Annotated in this window: 13 protein-coding genes; 4 read left to right on the forward strand and 9 right to left on the reverse strand. The window is 61.5% G+C overall.

What is annotated here, in order from left to right:
- Nucleotides 1-45: 45 nt before the first annotated feature.
- Nucleotides 46-2,535 carry a glycogen/starch/alpha-glucan phosphorylase gene (locus tag RCH93_RS09800; RefSeq protein ID WP_306548201.1) on the reverse strand — a complete coding sequence of 830 codons (2,490 nt, stop codon included), beginning with the start codon at nucleotides 2,533-2,535 and terminating at the stop codon, nucleotides 46-48.
- A gap of 247 nt (nucleotides 2,536-2,782) precedes the next feature.
- Between RCH93_RS09800 and RCH93_RS09805 the strand changes: the two genes are divergently transcribed.
- A complete protein-coding gene (locus RCH93_RS09805; protein ID WP_306548202.1) occupies nucleotides 2,783-4,984 on the forward strand; it encodes a methyl-accepting chemotaxis protein in 2,202 nt (733 codons plus the stop codon).
- A 9-nt stretch (nucleotides 4,985-4,993) separates the two neighbouring features.
- Here the strand turns inward: RCH93_RS09805 and RCH93_RS09810 are convergent, their stop codons facing one another.
- The 3 genes from RCH93_RS09810 to RCH93_RS09820 are packed head-to-tail and all read right to left on the reverse strand — an operon-like array spanning nucleotide 4,994 to nucleotide 10,099.
- Nucleotides 4,994-6,982 (reverse strand): radical SAM protein, encoded by a 1,989-nt coding sequence (locus RCH93_RS09810; protein WP_306548203.1) that lies wholly within the window; start codon nucleotides 6,980-6,982, stop codon nucleotides 4,994-4,996.
- 1 nt (nucleotide 6,983) lies between these two features.
- Nucleotides 6,984-8,471 (reverse strand): GTPase/DUF3482 domain-containing protein, encoded by a 1,488-nt coding sequence (locus tag RCH93_RS09815; RefSeq protein ID WP_306548204.1) that lies wholly within the window; start codon nucleotides 8,469-8,471, stop codon nucleotides 6,984-6,986.
- Nucleotides 8,468-10,099, reverse strand: a complete 1,632-nt coding sequence (locus RCH93_RS09820) for a DUF2868 domain-containing protein (RefSeq protein WP_306548205.1) — start codon at nucleotides 10,097-10,099, stop codon at nucleotides 8,468-8,470. Before RCH93_RS09820 ends, RCH93_RS09815 begins: the two co-directional genes overlap by 4 nt.
- 164 nt (nucleotides 10,100-10,263) lie before the next feature.
- Here RCH93_RS09820 and RCH93_RS09825 point away from each other — a divergent pair, with 164 nt between their 5' ends.
- Both RCH93_RS09825 and RCH93_RS09830 read left to right on the forward strand, forming a co-directional pair.
- Nucleotides 10,264-11,001, forward strand: a complete 738-nt coding sequence (locus tag RCH93_RS09825) for an AzlC family ABC transporter permease (RefSeq protein ID WP_306548206.1) — start codon at nucleotides 10,264-10,266, stop codon at nucleotides 10,999-11,001.
- Nucleotides 10,998-11,321, forward strand: coding sequence for an AzlD domain-containing protein (locus RCH93_RS09830; RefSeq protein ID WP_306548207.1), 324 nt, complete (start codon nucleotides 10,998-11,000; stop codon nucleotides 11,319-11,321). Before RCH93_RS09825 ends, RCH93_RS09830 begins: the two co-directional genes overlap by 4 nt.
- Here RCH93_RS09830 and RCH93_RS09835 read toward each other — a convergent pair.
- The 4 genes from RCH93_RS09835 to RCH93_RS09850 all read right to left on the reverse strand — a co-directional run bounded on the left by RCH93_RS09835 (nucleotide 11,294) and on the right by RCH93_RS09850 (nucleotide 15,603).
- Nucleotides 11,294-12,388: an adenylate/guanylate cyclase domain-containing protein gene (locus RCH93_RS09835; protein WP_306548208.1), complete on the reverse strand. Its 1,095-nt coding sequence runs from the start codon at nucleotides 12,386-12,388 to the stop codon at nucleotides 11,294-11,296. The two genes, RCH93_RS09830 and RCH93_RS09835, sit on opposite strands and share 28 nt — an antisense overlap.
- 13 nt (nucleotides 12,389-12,401) lie before the next feature.
- Nucleotides 12,402-13,496 (reverse strand): chorismate synthase, encoded by a 1,095-nt coding sequence (gene aroC, locus RCH93_RS09840; protein WP_306548209.1) that lies wholly within the window; start codon nucleotides 13,494-13,496, stop codon nucleotides 12,402-12,404.
- 107 nt (nucleotides 13,497-13,603) lie between these two features.
- Nucleotides 13,604-14,041: a hypothetical protein gene (locus tag RCH93_RS09845; RefSeq protein ID WP_306548210.1), complete on the reverse strand. Its 438-nt coding sequence runs from the start codon at nucleotides 14,039-14,041 to the stop codon at nucleotides 13,604-13,606.
- Nucleotides 14,042-14,571: 530 nt separating this feature from the next.
- Nucleotides 14,572-15,603: an SDR family oxidoreductase gene (locus RCH93_RS09850; protein ID WP_306548211.1), complete on the reverse strand. Its 1,032-nt coding sequence runs from the start codon at nucleotides 15,601-15,603 to the stop codon at nucleotides 14,572-14,574.
- A gap of 132 nt (nucleotides 15,604-15,735) precedes the next feature.
- On the opposite strand from RCH93_RS09850, the gene dinB reads away from it, so the two are divergent.
- Complete coding sequence (dinB, locus tag RCH93_RS09855; protein WP_306548212.1) at nucleotides 15,736-16,878, forward strand: DNA polymerase IV; 1,143 nt, start codon at nucleotides 15,736-15,738, stop codon at nucleotides 16,876-16,878.
- On the opposite strand, the gene RCH93_RS09860 is transcribed toward dinB, so the two are convergent.
- On the reverse strand, nucleotides 16,879-18,251 hold a 1,373-nt coding region (locus RCH93_RS09860), incomplete at its 5' end, for a cation:proton antiporter (RefSeq protein ID WP_306548213.1).

Here is an 18,251-nt window from a genome sequence, read left to right on the forward strand (position 1 = left end):
ACGTCTCGCCGCCTGCAACCGCAATCCTTCACTACCTCTCCCGCGTTACTCCCCGACCTTCACGCCCCAGATCTGCTCCGCATATTCCTTGATCGTCCGGTCGCTGGAAAATTTGCCCATGCGCGCCACATTGAGGATCGACCGTCTGGTCCAGGTTGCGCGGTCGGCATAGACCTCGCCCACCATCTGCTGGCACTGCAGGTAGGATTCAAGGTCGAGCAGCAGCAGGTAGGGGTCGTTTTCGCTCAGCAAATCATTGACCAGCGGCCGGAACATTTCCGTATCGCCGTTGCTGAAGGCGCCGCCGCCAATCGCGTCGAGAATTTCGCGCACCGCCGGGTTGTTTTCGTAAATCTGCCAGGGTTTGCGCGACTTGCACTTCTTCTCGTACTCGGCCTCCTCGGCGGTCATGCCGAAGATAAAGATGTTCTCCGGTCCCACCTCTTCCCGAATCTCGATGTTGGCTCCGTCCAGGGTGCCGATGGTCAGGGCGCCGTTGAGGGCGAATTTCATGTTGCCGGTGCCCGAGGCCTCGGTGCCGGCGGTGGAGATCTGCTCGGAGAGGTCGGCGGCCGGCATGATCCGTTCGGCCAGCGACACGCAGTAATTGGGGATGAACACCACCTTGAGCCGGTCGCCGACCCTCGGATCCTTGTTGACCACCGAACCCACCGCGTTGATCAGTTTGATGATCAGTTTGGCCTTGTGGTAGGAGGGCGCGGCCTTGCCGGCAAAAACGATGGTGCGAGGCGTGGTCGCCTCGTCGGGATGGGTGATCAGCCGTTGATAGAAATGGATGACGTGCAGCACATTGAGCAACTGCCGTTTGTACTCGTGGATCCGTTTCACGTGGATGTCGAACAGGCTGGTCGGGTCGACGACCACGCCGCAGTCTCTGGCGATAATCTTGGCCAGCCGCTTTTTGTTGACCAGCTTCACCGCCTGCCAGCGCTGGTGAAAGGCCGGATCGTCGCTGTAGGGTTCCAGCGCGCGCAGTTTGTCGAGATCCACCACCCAGTCGAAGCCGATCTTTTCGCCGATCAGCTGGGCCAGATCCTGATTGCATTTTAACAACCAGCGGCGGGGGGTGATGCCGTTGGTCTTGGAATTGATCTTGTCCGGCCACATCTCGTGGAAGTTGCGAAACAGGTAACTCTTGAGCAACTCCGAGTGCAACGCGGCGACGCCGTTGACCGAGTGGCTGCCGACGATGGCCAGATTGGCCATCCGCACCCGCCGCACCGGCCCTTCGTCGATCAGCGACATCTCTTGAATTTTGCGCATGTTGCCGGGATAGCGAATGGCCACCTCCTCCAGAAAACGCCGATTAATCTCGTAGATGATCTCCAGATGGCGCGGCAGCACCCGACCGAGCATGGCCACCGGCCAGGTCTCCAGGGCCTCGGGCATCAGGGTGTGGTTGGTGTAGGCAAAGGTTTTGACGCAGATGTCCCAGGCCTTTTCCCAGCCGAGCCCCTCAACGTCGAGCAGGAGGCGCATCAGCTCGGGAATGGCAATGGCCGGATGGGTGTCGTTGAGCTGCACCGCCACCTGGTTGGGGAAATCGTCGAAGGTGTCGTTGTCCTTGCGGTAGCGGCGGAGGATGTCGTGGAAGGTGGCGGCCACAAAAAAGTACTGTTGTTTGAGGCGCAGTTCCTGGCCCTCGCTGATGTCGTCGCTGGGGTAGAGCACCTTCGAAATCGTCTCGGACTTGACCTTGCTCTCCACGGCAAAGATGTAGTCGCCGGCGTTGAAGGAGCGCAGATCCAGCTCGCGCGAGGCTTTGGCCCGCCACAGCCGCATGTTGATGACGTGGTCGTTGTTGAATCCCGGCACCAGCATGTCGCAGGCCATGGCCATGACGATTTCGGTGTCGGTCCAGCGGGCCCGGTAGCGGCCGTGTTTGTCGGTGGTGGAGGTGACGTGGCCGTAGAACTGCACCGGATACATAAACGAGGTGCGCTCGTACATCCAGGGCGATCCCAGACGCAGCCAGCTGTCCGGGGTTTCGACCTGATAGCCGTCGACGATTTTCTGGTTGAACAGGCCGAAATCGTAACGGATGCCGTAGCCGTAGGCTGGAATTTTCATGGTGGCGATGGAGTCCATGAAGCAGGAGGCCAGCCGGCCCAGGCCGCCATTGCCCAGGGCCGCGTCTTCCTCGCATTCCCGCAATTTTTCCAGATCGTAGCCCAACTGTTCCAGGGCCTCGGTGACCTCGTCCATCAACCCCATATTGATGATGGCGTTGCCCAGCGACCGGCCGACCAGGAATTCGAGGGAAAGGTAGTAGACCCGCTTCATCTTGCCGGCGTAAAAGGTCTTCTGAGTTTTGATCCATTTCTCCATCAACACGTCGCGCAGGGCGTAGGAGAGCGCCCGATAGACGTCGGGATCGCCGGCCCGGTCGGGGTCGCGGCCCTGGAAACTCATCAGGTGGTGCTGGATGCACTTCTTGAAGGCCTCAACCCCGGTGTCCTGAAAGATTGAGGAATAGGCGTGATTGTGGGTCGAGGTTTCCATCTGTGGGCTCATGCAACCTCCGGGAGGATGTGAAAAGGTGAATGGCGAACGTGAGATACGGGTATTGTAGCGGATAAACCAGCGCTCGGCAAATAAGGTTTTGTTTTGCCGGCGCAAGCGGCTTCGCATTTCCAAATTGTTTATTCAGGTGCAAATTTGACGCGCACGGTTATTGACCCTATGATTCAGCATACCCATTAAAAATGCCGGCAGCGTCTAAAGACAAGCGGGCGAACGTATGCAAAGAAGGGAGTTGTGCATGTTGAACGATTTAAAAATACGATCAAAATTAATGATCATCGGTGTTGGGGTTACTCTGGTCCCCCTGGTGATTATCCTCTCAGCCATTTTCATCCAGAATAAAAAAGTGGTGCGGGTCGGCGAGGAAAAAAGCCTGCAGCTCGCCTATGCCGATCTTGAGCATATCGTCGACAACCTCTATACCCTGGCCGAATCGCATCAGGAGGTGACGCAGAAAAACATCGACGCGTCGCTCAAAGTGGCCGGCGATCTGATGAGTAAAGCCGGGGCCGTCTCCTTTGGCGAGGAAAAGGTTGCCTGGAACGCAAAAAATCAATTCAGTGACGCGGTGCAGAGCCTGCATCTGCCGAAGATGATGCTGGGCTCGCAATGGCTGGGGCAGATTGCCGACCCGAAAGAAGCCGTCCCCCTTGTCGATCCGGTGCAGCAGTTGCTGGATGTGACCTGCACCGTGTTTCAACGAATGAATTCTCAGGGCGACATGCTTCGGATCGCCACCAACGTCGTCAATCAGGGAGGAAAACGGGCCATTGGCACCTTTATACCGGCCGCCAATCCGAACGGAAGCGGCAATCCGGTAGTCTCCGCCGTTCTCAAGGGCGAGACGTACAAGGGGCGGGCCTTTGTGGTCAACGCCTGGTACATCACCGCCTACGTGCCCATCTATGACGCTGGCCGCGCGATTGTCGGCATGCTCTATGTCGGCATCCCCCAGGAGAACGTCAAAAGTCTCCGCCAGGCCATTGTGAATATGAAAATAGGCAAGACCGGATACGTCACGGTGATGGACAGCGGCGGCGCCTATGTGATCGCCCGGCAGGAGCAGGAGAACGGCAAAAATGTGAAAGACGCCAAGGACGTCGAAGGCAAGGCCTATGTGCAGGAACGGATTGAGGCGGCCAAGAACCTGGCGCCCAGAGCAATCGGCAAGCAACAGTTCACGGTAAAAAATGAGCGCGGAGTCAGCGTGATCCGTGAGGGCCGGTTTATTTATTTCGCGCCTTGGGATTGGGTCGTTGCGGTTGAAGCCAATCAGACCGAGTTCTCCGAGGCCGCTGAACAGATAGCCGCCCTGAATCGGGAGAGCCTCATTCTCCTCAATCTGGTGGGCGCTGGGGCGTTGACCTTTACCGTCATGGTCTGGTTTTTCATGGCCGGCAGCATCGTCAAGCCGATCAATCGGGTGGTCGCCGGCCTCAAGGACGTGGCCGAGGGCGACGGCGACCTGACCAAGCGGCTGGAGAGCGAGGGGCGTAACGAACTGGGGGAACTGGCCCATTGGTTCAACACCTTTTTGGAAAAATTGCAGGCCGTCGTTATCCGGATTGCGGACAACTCGAACGACGTCGGCCGCGCCGCCATTGACCTGACCTCGATTTCCGGACACATGGCCGAGGGCGCCAACGAGACTTCGCAATCAGCGCAGAACGTCTCGGCGGCGGCCGAGGAGATGAGCGCCAACCTCAACGCCGTGGCTGCGGCCATGGAGGAGTCGACCACCAACACCTCCATGGTGGCCGGAGCCTCGGAGGAGATGTCCGCCACCTTCAACCTGCTGGCCAAGAATGTGGAACAGGCCAACGCCGTGGCCGCCGACGCGGTGCATCAGGCGCGCAGCGCCGGCGAAAAAATGGCGGTGCTGGGCGACGCGGCCCAGGCCATTGGCACGGTCACCGAAGCCATTACCGAAATTTCCGAGCAGACCAATCTCCTGGCCTTAAACGCCACCATTGAGGCCGCCCGGGCAGGCGAGGCGGGCAAGGGATTTGCGGTGGTGGCCAACGAGATCAAGGATTTGGCCAAGCAGACCGCCGGGGCGACCTTGGACATCAAAAAGCAGATCGCTCACATTCAGAGCACCACCGAAACCACCCGGGTCGAGATTGACGCCATCTCTGCGGTGATCGAAAACGTGAACGCCATTGTCGCCACGATTGCGGCCGCCGTGGGCGAGCAGTCCGAATCCACCCGCGACATCAGCGAAAACATTGCCCAGGTTTCCCAGGGCATCCAGGAGGTGAATGAAAACGTGAGTCAGAGTTCGGCGGTGGCTGCGCAGATCGCCCAGGACATCACCACGGTGAACAACTCCGCAGGAGAGATTTCCGAGAGCAGCGGGCAGGTCAAGACCAGCGCCGAAGCCCTGAGCAAGATGGCCAAGGAACTCAACGCCGTCATCGGTCGGTTTAAAACTTCGTGATCCGGCGGGTTAGGATGCCGGTTCCCGGCAGGCAATCGGGAGCAGCACGCCTTCCATGATCAACCGCTCCAGCAGCGGTTGCTGTTGCTGGGCGTCCAGGTCGTCAAGGGAGGCGCGGTAGTTCGCCAGGCTGAGCGGGCGCTCGAAGGCCTGGAGCGTTGTCCGGTAGACGGCGTGGGGCAGGGTGAGGATTCCGGCGCGCAGGAACAGAACCGCCGTGCGCTGGTAGGGCGGCGCGTTCGAGTGTTCGCGCAGTTTTTGCAGCAGGGCCTGCAGGTCCAGGTAGTTGTGTTCGTGGATGCTCAGACGGTCGAGGTCAAGAACGAAACGGTCGGAAGGCTGGGATGATGCAGGGCGTGCGGCAAGGGGCTGCACGCCCTGTTTGAGTTTTTTGCGGCTGAAACGGAGCAGATCAGGCAGTAGCGGCGGGGCGCCGGAGGCGGCCTGCAGTCGGCGGCCAAGATCGTCAACCACCAGGTCCAACGGCGGTTCGGCGAAAAAGGCGGCGGGTTGGGCTTCCAGCAGGGGTGCGAGCACGGCCTGCAGTGGGTCCAGCCATTGATCATCCATGCAGGCGAGCAGAATATGGACAAGCTCGCGACAGTGCCGCTCCAGCATCTCCAGGGTCAGCACCAGGGCCTCGAACCGGATCAGCAGGGCGGGATCTAAATGCTCGGGAATCCGCAAACAGAGGTTATCCACGGGAAAGGGGTGGAGGCTTCCCTGGTCGACCTGGGTTTTTAATGCAAGAAAACGAGCGAAATCCTGGGGATGTTCGTTGTTGTCCTCCCAGTAGCGGCTGCCGACGTCGGTGGACAGATGGTCGAAACAGATGTGGACCGGCAGGCCCAGGCTCGCCATTTTGTGCTTGAGCCGCAGGATGGCGATGAGTTCCGGTTCCAACTCCTGCGCCGGCATGGCGGGATGGTAACGGCTGAAAAAGACCTCGATCCGCACCCGGCCCTGGAAGGCCTCGCTGATTTCGCGAAAATTTTCCTCCATCTCCTCTAGGCGATAGGTGGAGCCGCGTTTGATCGCGGCCCGGATCGGGTCGGAGGCGGTCTCGGGTGAAAATTCAATAATCGGCCGGTCGGACGCGCAGTTGAAGGCCCTCCGGTAGAGCTCGAGAAATTCGGCGTCGAGCAGGCGCCAGGCCCCGTAATGGAGGGTGAAGTGGCCGCAGAGTTCCGAATCGTCGGCAATGGCGCGAAACAGCCTCTTGATCAAGGCGAAATCGTTTTCGTAACAGAGATAGAGAAGGGTGGTTCGGGATTTCAGCAACCGCAGGTCGGCGAGGATGGCTGGAATCGAGCGGGCGACCGGTTTGCAGCGGCCGGAATGGAGGCGAAAGGCGTGGCGGCTGCCGCCGCAGTAGGCGCAGTCAAAGACGCAGCCCCGGCCAATCAGGAGGGGAAAGCCCAGCTTGGCGTTGATCTTGTCGATGTAGCGCTCGGCGTCGATCAACGGTGAGAGGTCGGCAAAGCGCAATGCGTCAAACAGCGGCTGTTCCATCAGCCACAGCCGCTCGCTGCGCCGAACCTGGCCGTCTTGCCGCCAGGCCAGATTGGCAATCTCCGCCGCCGGCCGCCCTTGGAGCAACTGCGCCACCGGCTCCTCGGGATCGCCGATCACCACGTAATCCAGCTGATCAAGATTTTCGAGCAGACTCTCGGCAAAATAAGAGGCGGTAAACCCGCCCGAGAGCGCGACCACCGCCGGATTCCAGGCCTTGACCATTTCCAGGGCGCTCACCAGGCCGTGGGCGGTTTCCTGCCAGTGACAGACCAAACCGACGTGGGTGGGCTGGAAATCGTCGAGCGCCGCATGGAGCCGTTGCCGCGCCTCCGTTTCGGGGTAGAGCGAGGGGCTGAAAATCCGCGCTTCGATCCCCTGTTGACGGAGAAAATCGCAGAGGCCGAAGCAGCCCATGGGGATGTAGAAAAAATAGGGGCTGGCGCAGTTGACGATCAAGAGGCGCGGCGCGGGCGTGACGGCCAAGTTATTGCCCCACTTCCTGATCGTCGCGGCGCAGGCATTGCCCGTCGTGTCCGTCGTGCCCGTCGGCGTTGCCCGTGGCCCGGTCTTCGGCGATGTCGAGGAATTGATCACAGAGCAGATCCTGAAGGGCCGCCGAGGTCTCCTCGATCTCGCCCCCGCGGCCCTTGAGCGCGGCGCGGTAGAAACGGTCGCAGATTGCCCGCCGCTCCCGGTCCCAGCGGCTGGTGAAACCGCTTTTGCCGCCGGTTGGCTGCAGGCCGGCGGTGTGCTCGTAATCGCGGCGGCCGTGGGCCCAGTTGATTACATGCGAGTAAAACAGCAAGCCCCGGTCAAGCAGGATATAGAGCAGTTGGATGTTGCTGACCGGCCCCACCCGCAGCTGTTCGCCGCCCATCTTCATCCCCAGCAGGCGGACGCCGGACAGCAGTTCCTTGCCTTTAAAGGCCGTGGCCCCGGCGCCGATCAGGCCGCCGACCGCTGAAAAAAGGCCGAACGAAGTCCCGACGGTGGCGGCGTCGATGCCCACGCCTAGGGCCGCGCCGCCCAGCGCCCCGGCCAGGATGATCTGCCGGTCGCTCAGGCCGAGAAATTCCCAGGTCTGCTTGCTGAACAGGTCTTCCGCCAGGATCGATTGCGGCGGCAGCTCCAGATTAAAGATGTTGTGTTTGAACAGGGCGCGGATCGCCTGCTGGGTCTGCCGCTCCCTCTGGGCGACATAGGCGAGATATTCACGGTGCAGTTCCCCCCGCCGGCGTTCTTCCTCGTCGCGGGCGCAGGGCACGGTCCGCTGGTAGCCCAGGACGTCCAGGAGCAGATCGGCGAGGATGGCGGCGGCGCGTTGGTTGCGCACCTCCCAGTCCTCCTGGAAGGCTTCGATCACCATGCGCAGCGCCGGCTCCAACTGCTGATCGATGGATTTCAGGCTCTCGAGCAGGTCGATGCGCTGGCGGTAGTTGGCGCGGCAGGAGTTGAACAGGCGCACTGCGTTGAAATTTTTACGGAATTCGCTCTGCCACTTGGGCAGATACCCCGCCTCTTCGTCCTTGCAGTTGATCACCGCCATCCGGGGCGCGCCGCTGAGGCGAAGGATCTCCATCTCGGCGCGGTCCACATGGCGCAGCGGCCGCGAACCGTCGACCACAAAGATCACCCCGGCCCCGGCCGCCACCGGGCCGAGCAGTTCGCAATCGTCGTGGAAGGCGGGGTCGCCCTGGTGGGCGGCAATAAAGGCGGCCAGCATCGCGTCTTCCGGCCCCTGGTAGTCCTGCAGCCACTGCAGGGTCTGGCGCGGATTCTGAAAACCTGGGGTGTCGATGAAACGGATGATCTCCCGGCCGTCAATTCGCACCGGAAAGGCCTGGCAGACCACGGTTTCGCCGGGGATGGGGCTGACCCGGACCGAATCGTCCTCGGCCAGGGTGGAGAGGACTGAGGACTTGCCCTCGTTGGGGTGGCCGAGGACGGCAAATTCCGGCAGGCTTGATTTCATGGCTGCACCAAGGGATGGACTTCCAGGCAGGGATCGCCCAGAGCCTGCATTTTGAGCCGCCAGATCCGCAGCTGCTCAGGATCTGCAGGCGTCAGCAGGGTCTGCGGCGAGGGTTTGCCGATCAGAAGAAGGACCAGCGGCGTCAGGGGGCCGGCGCTGCGGCGCAAATCGCGCAGAAACTGTTCGGTTTCCTTGAGCGGCGGCTGCCAAGCCTCCTGGAGGAGCAGCACGCCGGCCAAGCCGTCCTGCTCGGCGGCCGCGCGTACCCGGGAAAGCGTGTCTGCCTCGGTTTGATCGGGCGCGCCGTGACGGACGCAGGCAATGGCCGCGCCCCAACCGGGCTGCAACAGCGCAAGCAATGCGGCCTGGGGGCAATCCTCGTAGAGTTCGTCCGGAATCAGCAACACTGCGCTCATGCCCTCGGCAACCGGGGCCAAGGGTATGAGCGGCGGACCCGGCTCGGCGTTCAGCGGGTTCTCGCAGGCAACGGCTTCCAATGCAGCGCCAACCGGCGGCGCCGGGGCGGCGGACTCAGCCGGTTCCGGCGCGCCTTTGGCGTCAATGCGGGGCACGGTCATCCGTTGGAGGAGCGGGCGGAGGCCCAGGGTGGCGAAATGCAGTTGCTCCAAGGACTGCCGCTGGCGGATAAGGCCGAGCGTGAGCAGCAGGCAGCGGGGCAGCAGGCCGTAAAAGGCGACGGCGCAGCAGAGAAAAGGCCACCAAGCCACCAGATCGCTGGTGGCCAGATGGACCATGCCCTCTTTCAGCACCATCTGACTGCCTTGAATCTGCGCCAGGCTTGGCACGGTCTGCGGCGCGATCCAGGACCAGGGCAGGGCGATCCACCCGACCAGATTGGCGACCCACTGGGCGGAAAGCTGCAGGCTCGACTGCCAGGCAAAGGCGATGTCGGCAAAGGCGACCTTGGCCAGGGTCGCGCCGATAATCCCGAGGTTGAAGCCGATGCCGCCCAGTTGCACCAAAATAAAGGCCGGCCAGATGAGCAGGGCCGCCAGCTCCTTGTGCTGCTGCACGCTGCCGAGCAGCGCGGCCAGATCCAGCCGCCGCTGCCCGCTGATCCGCCGTTGCAGCCGTCGGCGAACACCCTCCAGCGCCCGCATCAGCAACCGGCCGAGCAGGGCGTAGAGCACGGTCGATTCCATGGGAATGCGGCGCAGGCGACGATAAAGAAAGAACAGCGACTGACCGCCGACCATCAACAGTTGCAGGATCACAAACAGGCCGAAGTACACCGAGACGTTGAGCGGCGTTGAACCGGAGTAAAGCAATAAGGACCCGGCCAGACCAAGGCCTGCGAGCAGACCGCAGAGGCAGGCCAGGCCGCGGAACACCACGGTCAGTTCCCGCCACAGGGTTCCCGGCAGGGCCTGACCAACGTGGCCGCGTTCCTGCCGGTGCTGGAGGCGTCGCATGGCCAGCCATTTGCGCACCAGGATGCGGGGCGGCAGATCGTCGGCCTTGCCGAACTGGGGCGCAATCTTGGCCAGATAGATAATCCGGTCGCGTTTAACCAGCGGAGCCTCGCCTTCCCGGCGCAGCAGTTCCTCGTCGGTCTGACGAAAATAGTGGAGATCAATCAGGTCGGCAATGTTCCACAGATTTTTCACGGCAGGAGCACCAGCGGGGAGGTCAGGGATCGACAGGGGCAAAAGAGATTGCGGAGCGGAAACATTCTGTCGTATACAGGGAGGTTGAAACGCAAGAGGCAGGGCGAACCGATCCCCGCCTCGCCCAAAAAACCGCACGAAACCCCACTTCCCTAGCAGAAAAAATGGATCAGGACAAGGTAAAGCAGCTAAAGCAGCACGAAGCCGCCGACCCGCCCACCGGGGATTGCTTCCGTCAGGGGGCGCTGGCCGCCTGGCCGATCTGCCTGGGCTTTGTGCCCATCGGTCTGGCTCTGGGCGTCCTGGCCCAGCAGGCGGGGCTGCCGGCCTGGGCCATGGCCATGATGTCGGTGCTGGTCTTTGCCGGTTCTTCCCAGTTCATCTGCGTGGCCATGCTGGCCGCCGGCGCCGCTGCGCCTTCGATTGTTCTTGCCACGCTGATGGTCAACCTGCGCCACGCCCTGATGAGTTCGGCCCTGGCGGTGCATCTGCGGGGCGTGGACCGCTGGTTTCTCACCCTCTTTGCCTACGGCGTCACCGACGAGAGCTTTGCGGTCAACATGGCCCGTTTTCGCGGCGGCTCCTGGAGCCGGTGGAGCGCGCTCGCGGTCAACCAACTGCCCAACCTCACCTGGATCGCCGCGACCACCGCCGGCGCCCTGATCGGCCAGTTCATCCCCCCAGGAGCCTTGGGCATCGACTACGCTTTGACCGCCATGTTTCTCTGTTTGCTGGTCTTTCAGCTGCAGAGCCGGTTGTTCGTCGCGGTCGGGTTGATCGCCGCCGTTGTCGCGCTGCTGTGGCGCTGGCTGATCCCCGGCGATTCGTACATCGTCGGGGCCTCGGCGGTTGCCGCCACCGCCGGGTATCTGCTCAAACGTTGGCGGGAGGGCAGGCGATGAGCTGGCTTGACTACCTACTGCTGTTCGCGGCCATGGGGCTGGTCACCTACATTCCCCGCTGGCTGCCGCTGTTGTATCTGGCCCACCGGCGTTTGCCCCAGGGGCTGATCGACTGGCTCGGCTTTATTCCGGCGGCGATCCTCAGCGCCTTGCTTGCGCCCATCCTCTTCTCCGACCCCGCCTCGCGCGCGCTTGATCTCGGCAAACCCGAACTGCTGGTCGCCGCGCCCACCCTGCTCTTTGCCTGGAAAACCAAAAGCCTGGGCGGCACGGTAATCGTCGGCATGCTGCTCTACTGGCTGGCCGGCAAGGCGCTCTGACCGGTACAGGCCGTCAGGCGGGCCTCAAGAAAGCAGGTGGACTGCAGCCCCTTGCCCTTCATCTCCACCTCAAGCGGACAGGAAAAGGCAAACTCGCCCTGCAGTAGTCGACGCACTTCAGCCGAAACATTGATCCGCATGGGCTCGGAAAGGCCTTCCAGCCGGGCGGCGATATTGACCGTGTCGCCGAAGATGTCGTAGAGGTATTTTTTCGAGCCGACGATGCCGCCCACCACCGGGCCGCAGTGCAGGCCGATCCGCACCTGCCACTGCTGAGCGGAGTTGCGGTTGCGCTGCCGCAGATAGGCGATCAGCTCCAGGGCGGCTGAGGCCGCATTATGGACATTGCGCTCGCTGGGTTCGGGAAGGCCGGCGACAAAGAGATAGGCGTCGCCGATGGTCTTCATCCGCTCGCAGTGGTTGGCCTCGACAATCTGGTCAAAGGCGGTGAACAGGGTGTTGAGTTCGCCGATGAGCGTTTCCGGGTCCAGGGCGGCGGCGGTCATGGTAAACTGGACGATGTCGACGAAACAAACCGTCACTTCCGGAAAAGACTGGGGCGTGCAGGCCCCGGTGGCCATCAGCTCGCGGGCGACTCGCGCCGGCAGTACGTTAAGCAGCAGCGCCTCGGATTTCTGCTTTTCCAGGCCCAACTGTCGGTTTTTTTCCTCCAGCTGCCGTTGCAGACGGCACAGTTTGAGGTGGGTGCTGACCCTGGCCAGGACCTCGGCCGGATGGAACGGTTTGGTGATGTAATCCACCCCGCCGGCCTCAAACCCGGTGATCTTGTCGGTGGTGTGGTCAAGTGAAGAGATGAAGATGATCGGGATGTCGCGGGTCGATTCCTGCGCCTTGAGCACCCGGCATAGTTCCAGCCCGTCCATCTCGGGCATGAGAATGTCGAGCAAAATCAGGTCGGGCCGGGATTCGCGCAGCACCGCCAGGGCTTCCTTGCCGTGTTGGGCCAAGCTGACCGTATGGCCTTGCTTGACCAGCAGACTCTGCAGCAGCCGCCGATTAATGGGCGCGTCGTCAACCACCAGGATGGCGGCAGGGCTGTCCGTCACAACTGCCGCGTCCTTAATAGGGGCTGACGATGTGACGGGCGCGCTGCTGCAGGGCCATGTCGATCAGGACAAGGGCGGCCATGGATTCGACGATTGGCACTGCGCGCGGAACCACGCAGGGGTCGTGCCGTCCCTTGGCCTGCAGGGTGACGTCCTCGCCGTCAAAATCAACGGTGTCCTGGGCTATGCCGATGGTGGCCACCGGCTTGAAGGCCACCCGGAAGACAATCGGCTCGCCGTTGCTGATTCCGCCCTGAATGCCGCCGCTGTGGTTGGTGCGCGTGCCCAGGTGTTTACCTTTCTGCACAAAGGGGTCGTTGTGCTCGCTGCCGCGCATGCGCGTGCCGGCAAAGCCGGAGCCAACCTCAAAGCCCTTGGTGGCGGGCAGCGAGAGCATGGCCTGGGCCAGGCGCGCCTCAAGCTTGTCGAACACCGGTTCGCCCAGGCCAATCGGCAGGTTGCGGCAGACGCAGGTGAGAATCCCGCCGGTGGAGTCCTTGGCCTCCAGCACTTCCTTGATCCGCGCTTCCATCTGTGCTGCGGTTGCGGCGTCGGGGCAGCGGACGAGCTGGCTGTCGACCGTGGCCCGGCTGATCTGCAGGACGTCAACCTCGGGCGCGTCAATGTCGCCGACCGAACTCACCCAGGCTACGATCTCGGTTCCGTAGGTCTCGCGCAGCCATTTTTCGGCAATGGCCCCGGCGGCCACTCGGCCGATGGTCTCGCGGGCGCTGGACCGGCCGCCGCCGCTGGACGCGCGGACCCCGTACTTCATTTGATAGGTGAAATCGGCGTGCGAGGGGCGGGGGATGCGGCTCATCTCGCCGTAGTCCTGGGGTCGCTGATCCTTGTTGTTGACCAGCAGCATAATCGGCGTGCCCAGGGTGCGGCCGAATTCGGTGCCGGAATAGATGGTCACCTGATCGGCTTCCTGGCGAGGGGTGGACAGGTCGCTCTGGCCGGGCCGGCGCCGCGAAAGCTGTTTTTGGATGTCCGCCTCGGTCAACTCCATGCCGGGCGGGCAACCGTCGACAACGGCACCAACGCCCTTGCAGTGGGATTCGCCGAAGGTGGTGACTTTATAAAGGGTGCCGAGGGTGCTGGACATTTGGGGCTCCTTGGGTGTTGCAGGTGGAAAGGTTGTAGTGGTTTAGATTTTTAGACTGGTTAGGTTACGATAGATAGGGTGGATTCTACGTGTTGGATAATTTATTTTTAAAAACCACGCGATCCTCCTCCTAACACCCACCAAACGCTGAAATATATAATAATTGCCCATCCAATATATTTAAGGATGCCAAATCTTGAATCGGCTAATTCATATATTGCAATCAGGCCGGATATGACGCCTGGTATAACGAGATACCACTGCAATTTCATTGGATGGATTATTTTGCTAACAATAAAAAAACATATAAATATGATTAAAAATTTATGCTCTTTAATTATGTTGCCGTATCCCGGTAAATAGAACCTATCTCTATGTATTGCTTCCCCTAAAAAATTTGTTTCTATCTCCCTCATACAGCCAAAACATCTATATTTAGAAATCTTTCCTTTCTCTCCTTTTTTGAAATCCCTAATCATTCCAAGTTTCCCGCAGTTGTGGCATGGAAAATCTGTGGCAGCATTACTGTCTTCGGGTTCAATCATGTTTTGATCCAATGTCCTACGCCAAGAACTGTGTAGAGTGAGCAAGCCGCCCTATCGTTTGCCCGCCAACAATACAAATTTTTTCCTGTTTTTTTTGACAACCGCCTGAAGCAATCCCCACACTCTGTCTCCCTGCGGGAGGGGCATTCTTTTCTTTGCTTGCCCAAAGAAAAGAAACAAAAGAAAGGGCAGCCGCGCCGCTGAGACGACCCCAGTCGCCGGAGTTTGAAACCGGCGGGGCAAAAACTCGCTGCGCTCAAACAGTTTGCCCCTGCATCCGGTTCCAAACCCCGCCGCCCGGCTCAGCGCCGATGGCTCCCATCGTCCCCGAATAGCCTCCGCGCTCACAACGAGCTCTACCGCGGGGCGAACCTTGCGGAACTTGCAAACTTGCTCTTTTGTTCTGATCGTTCACACGCTCCAGCGTGGGAATGCAGCCCTGGACGCTCCTGCGTCCTGTCGTGTTCAGCGTCAGGGGTCGCTTCCCGTCATCCCCGCTCATCCGAGCTACAGACTAAAAAGCTAAAAGACTAATTCCCTAAAAACCTATCCATATACCAATCCGCCGCCTTGTCCAGCCCGGCGCGCACCGAATACTCAGGCTGGTAGCCGAGCAACCGGGCGGCCTTGCTGGTGTCGGCCAGCGAATGGCGGACGTCGCCGGCGCGGAAATCGCGGTACACGGGGGTGGCCTCGGTCGCCGCCGGAACCCGCGTCGCCACCCGTTCCTGGATTAGTCGATACAGTTCGTTGAGGGTGGTGCGTTCGCCGAAGGCCACGTTGTAGACCTCGCCTGCGGCCTCGTCGTCGGCAGTGGCGGCCATGATGTTGGCCTGGACGCAGTTGTCGATGAAGCAGAAATCGCGGCTGGTTTCACCGTCGCCGTTGATAAAGACCGGCTCGCCTTCAAGCAGGCCGGCAAACCATTTGGGAATGACGGCGGCGTAGGCCCCGTTGGGGTCCTGGCGTTGGCCAAAGATGTTGAAATAGCGCAGGCCAATGGCCTTAAAGCCATAGGAGCGGATAAAGACGCTTGCGTAGAGTTCGTTGACCAGCTTGGTCACCGCATAGGGCGAGAGCGGGTTGCCGATCTGCTCCTCGACCTTGGGCAAGCCGGGGTGATCGCCGTAGGTCGAGCTGGAGGCGGCGTAGACCATCCGGCGCACCTTGGCGTCGCGGGCGGCGGTGAGCATGTTGAGAAAGCCGCTGATGTTGTTCTCGTTGGTGGTGATCGGGTCTTCGATGGAGCGCGGCACCGAACCAAGCGCCGCCTGATGGAGGACATAATCCGCCCCGGCGCAGGCCTGTTGGCAGTCGGCCAGATTGCGGATGTCGCCCTGGATGAAGCAGAACCGCTGCCAGGCCTCGTCGCCCACCCGATCCTTGACCTCGTCCAGATTGTACTGGTGGCCGGTGGAGAAATTGTCCAGCCCGACCACCCGCTGCCCCAACTGAAGCAGGGTTTCGAGCAGATTGGAGCCGATGAAGCCGGCGACGCCGGTTACCAGCCAGGTTGCGGGCCGTTTGCGGAGGTCGTCCTGATGTTTCTGATATGCGTTCATTTGTCTGTTTCCCTGGCCTGAAATGTGTTGTACCTTGCGGCGTCATTTGCACCGGCGATCCGGTGGGATAATAGCCTTGACGGCGGTTAGCGTCAATAGCGACAACATCGCGAGCCAGCCCGGACCCTTGCCATGCCGCTCTCCCGCAAAATCATCCACATCGACATGGACGCCTTCTACGCCTCGGTTGAGCAGCGGGATCGCCCCGAACTGCGCGGCTTGCCGGTGATTGTCGGCGGCCCGCCCAAGAGTCGGGGCGTGGTCGCGGCTTGTTCCTACGAGGCGAGAGCCTTTGGCGTCCACTCGGCCATGCCCAGCGTCCGGGCGCAGCAGCTCTGCCCCCAAGCCGTTTTCCTCCGGCCCCGGATGGCGCGCTACCAGGAGGTGTCGGGCCAGATCATGGCCCTGTTCCGCCGCTACACGCCGCTGGTCGAGCCGCTTTCGGTGGACGAGGCCTTTCTCGACGTCACCGACAATCTGCTCGGCGAACCCTCGGCCACCCGGATAGCCCAGGCCATCCGCGCCGCCATTGGCGAGGCCACCGGGCTGACCGCTTCGGCCGGCGTTTCCTACAATAAATTCCTGGCCAAAATCGCCTCGGGTCACAACAAACCCAACGGCATCACCGTGATCCCGCCGGACCAGGCCAAGACCTTCATCGCCGCCCTGCCGATCGGCAAGTTTTACGGGGTGGGCCGGGTCACGGAACAAAAGATGCTGGACCGGTCGATCCGCACCGGGGCCGATCTGCTGCGCTTTTCGCGTCAGGAGATGGTGGCCCTGTTTGGCAAGACCGGTCATTTCTTTTACGAAATAGCCCGGGGGCAGGATTTGCGGCCGGTGGAGCCGGTGCGGGTGCGCAAATCCATCGGTTCGGAAACCACCTTTGCCGAGGACATTCTCGATTATGCCCGGCTCAGCGCCGAACTCTATCAGATCGTCAGTCAGGTGGCCCGCGTCCTGGCGGAGAAACAGACCGGCGGCCGCACCCTGTCGCTCAAGGTCCGCTACAGCGATTTCACCACCATCACCCGTTCCTGCACCATCGCCCAGGGATTTTTCTCCGTCGCCGACATCCTGGCCTCGTTGCCGCGCCTGCTGGCCGCCACCGAGGCGGGCCGGCGCAAGATCCGTCTGCTCGGGGTTACGGTGGCCAACCTGTGCAGCGAACAGGAGGCCCGGCGGATGCGGGTCCGTCAACTGCTGCTGCCCTTCCCGCCTGCGCGACCGCGCCGCGTCGCCCCTCCGGCCTCTGAAGCCGCGAGCGCCGAGTAACTATTCCTTCTGCAGATAGACCGTCGAGGTTCGGATCAGGGCCAGGAATTCGGTGAAGCTCCGCGCCTGCAGGGTCTGCTCGATCATCGCCGGATCGCGGTACAGGAGCGAGAGCTCCGCCACCATGTCCCCTCGGATGGCGGGGGCGTTTTTCGGCGAAAGAATCAGAAACACCACATGGGCGCGCTGCTCGTCCATGAACGACAGTCCGATCCCTGAAGTTGAGACGCCGGCCACCACATAGGGCCGGCTGAGGTCGGCAACCCCGGCAGCCAGCAGCAGCACGTCGTTGACAATGGCGGCGCAGGCCACGTCTTCGGGGGCGCAGTTCACCCGGACCACGTGGTGCGGATCGAGCCGTCCCTTGAGCACCCGGCCCACGGTCGCCGCCATCTCCTCAATCGCCCCTTTCATCGAATCCGCCTGCAACTCGGGCAAGAACAATCCGAATCGGAACGAATCCTCCAGCCGGGCCTTGCGCGTCGGACGCAGAATCAACTGGATCATCGGCCCGCCCATCATCGAGGTCAGGATGGCGGTGATCACCAGGGCGACAAACAGTTCGTGATGGATCAGGCCCCGTTCCAAGGCCAGCAGGCCCAGAATGATCTCCATGGCCCCGCGCGAATTCATCGCAAAACCGACCGCCAGCGACTCGCGGGCGCCCATCCGCCCCCACTTGGCCCCCACCGCGCCGCCGACCAGCTTGCAGACGCAGGCTATGGCGAACACCACCAGCACCAGCGGGCCGTCGAAATGGGTGATGAAATTGACCTTTAGGCCGATGCTGGCAAAGAAAATCGGGGAAAAAATGCTGGAAACGAACTGGTCGAGGATGTACCGGCTGCGGCGGCGTAGATAGGGCGAATCGCCCACGGCCATGCCGATGAAAAAAGCCCCGAAGATGGCGTGGATGCCGATCCACTCGGTAAAGGCGGCGCCGGTCAGGGTGAGGACGACCACAAATCCGATCTCGCCGGCCGGCCACCAGGTGTAGGCCTGCACATACGGCAGGATGCGGTGGATCAGCTTGCGGCCAATGGTGAACACGAACAGCACAAAACCCAGCGCCAGGAACACGGTCAGGGTGATGCCGTGGCCGATGTTGCTTGTCTGGTCGATCAGGCCGAGGATCACGGCAAAGACAATCCAGCCTACCAGGTCGTTGAAGATCGCGGCGCTGACCACCACCACCCCGAAATCGCTGCGATACAGGTCCAGGTCGAGCAGGGTTTTGACGATCACCGGCAGGGCCGAAATCGACATGGCAATGGCGAGAAACAGGGCAAAGAGCAGGGGACTGACGCCCGGCTGCTGGCCAAAGAACAGCGGCAGGTTCCAGGCGGCGACAAAGCCGGCGGCAAAGGGAATGG

The sequence above is a fragment of the Desulfobulbus sp. genome, from assembly GCF_030824455.1.
Classification (GTDB): domain Bacteria; phylum Desulfobacterota; class Desulfobulbia; order Desulfobulbales; family Desulfobulbaceae; genus Desulfobulbus.

Excerpts from the sequence above, each read along its gene's own strand:
- RCH93_RS09800 (WP_306548201.1), bottom strand. The coding sequence starts at position 2,535 with ATGAGCCCACAGATGGAAACCTCGACCCACAATCACGCCTATTCCTCA.
- RCH93_RS09805 (WP_306548202.1), top strand. The coding sequence starts at position 2,783 with ATGTTGAACGATTTAAAAATACGATCAAAATTAATGATCATCGGTGTT.
- RCH93_RS09815 (WP_306548204.1), bottom strand. The coding sequence starts at position 8,471 with ATGAAATCAAGCCTGCCGGAATTTGCCGTCCTCGGCCACCCCAACGAG.
- RCH93_RS09825 (WP_306548206.1), top strand. The coding sequence starts at position 10,264 with ATGGATCAGGACAAGGTAAAGCAGCTAAAGCAGCACGAAGCCGCCGAC.
- RCH93_RS09830 (WP_306548207.1), top strand. The coding sequence starts at position 10,998 with ATGAGCTGGCTTGACTACCTACTGCTGTTCGCGGCCATGGGGCTGGTC.
- aroC (WP_306548209.1), bottom strand. The coding sequence starts at position 13,496 with ATGTCCAGCACCCTCGGCACCCTTTATAAAGTCACCACCTTCGGCGAA.
- RCH93_RS09845 (WP_306548210.1), bottom strand. The coding sequence starts at position 14,041 with ATGATTGAACCCGAAGACAGTAATGCTGCCACAGATTTTCCATGCCAC.
- RCH93_RS09850 (WP_306548211.1), bottom strand. The coding sequence starts at position 15,603 with ATGAACGCATATCAGAAACATCAGGACGACCTCCGCAAACGGCCCGCA.
- dinB (WP_306548212.1), top strand. The coding sequence starts at position 15,736 with ATGCCGCTCTCCCGCAAAATCATCCACATCGACATGGACGCCTTCTAC.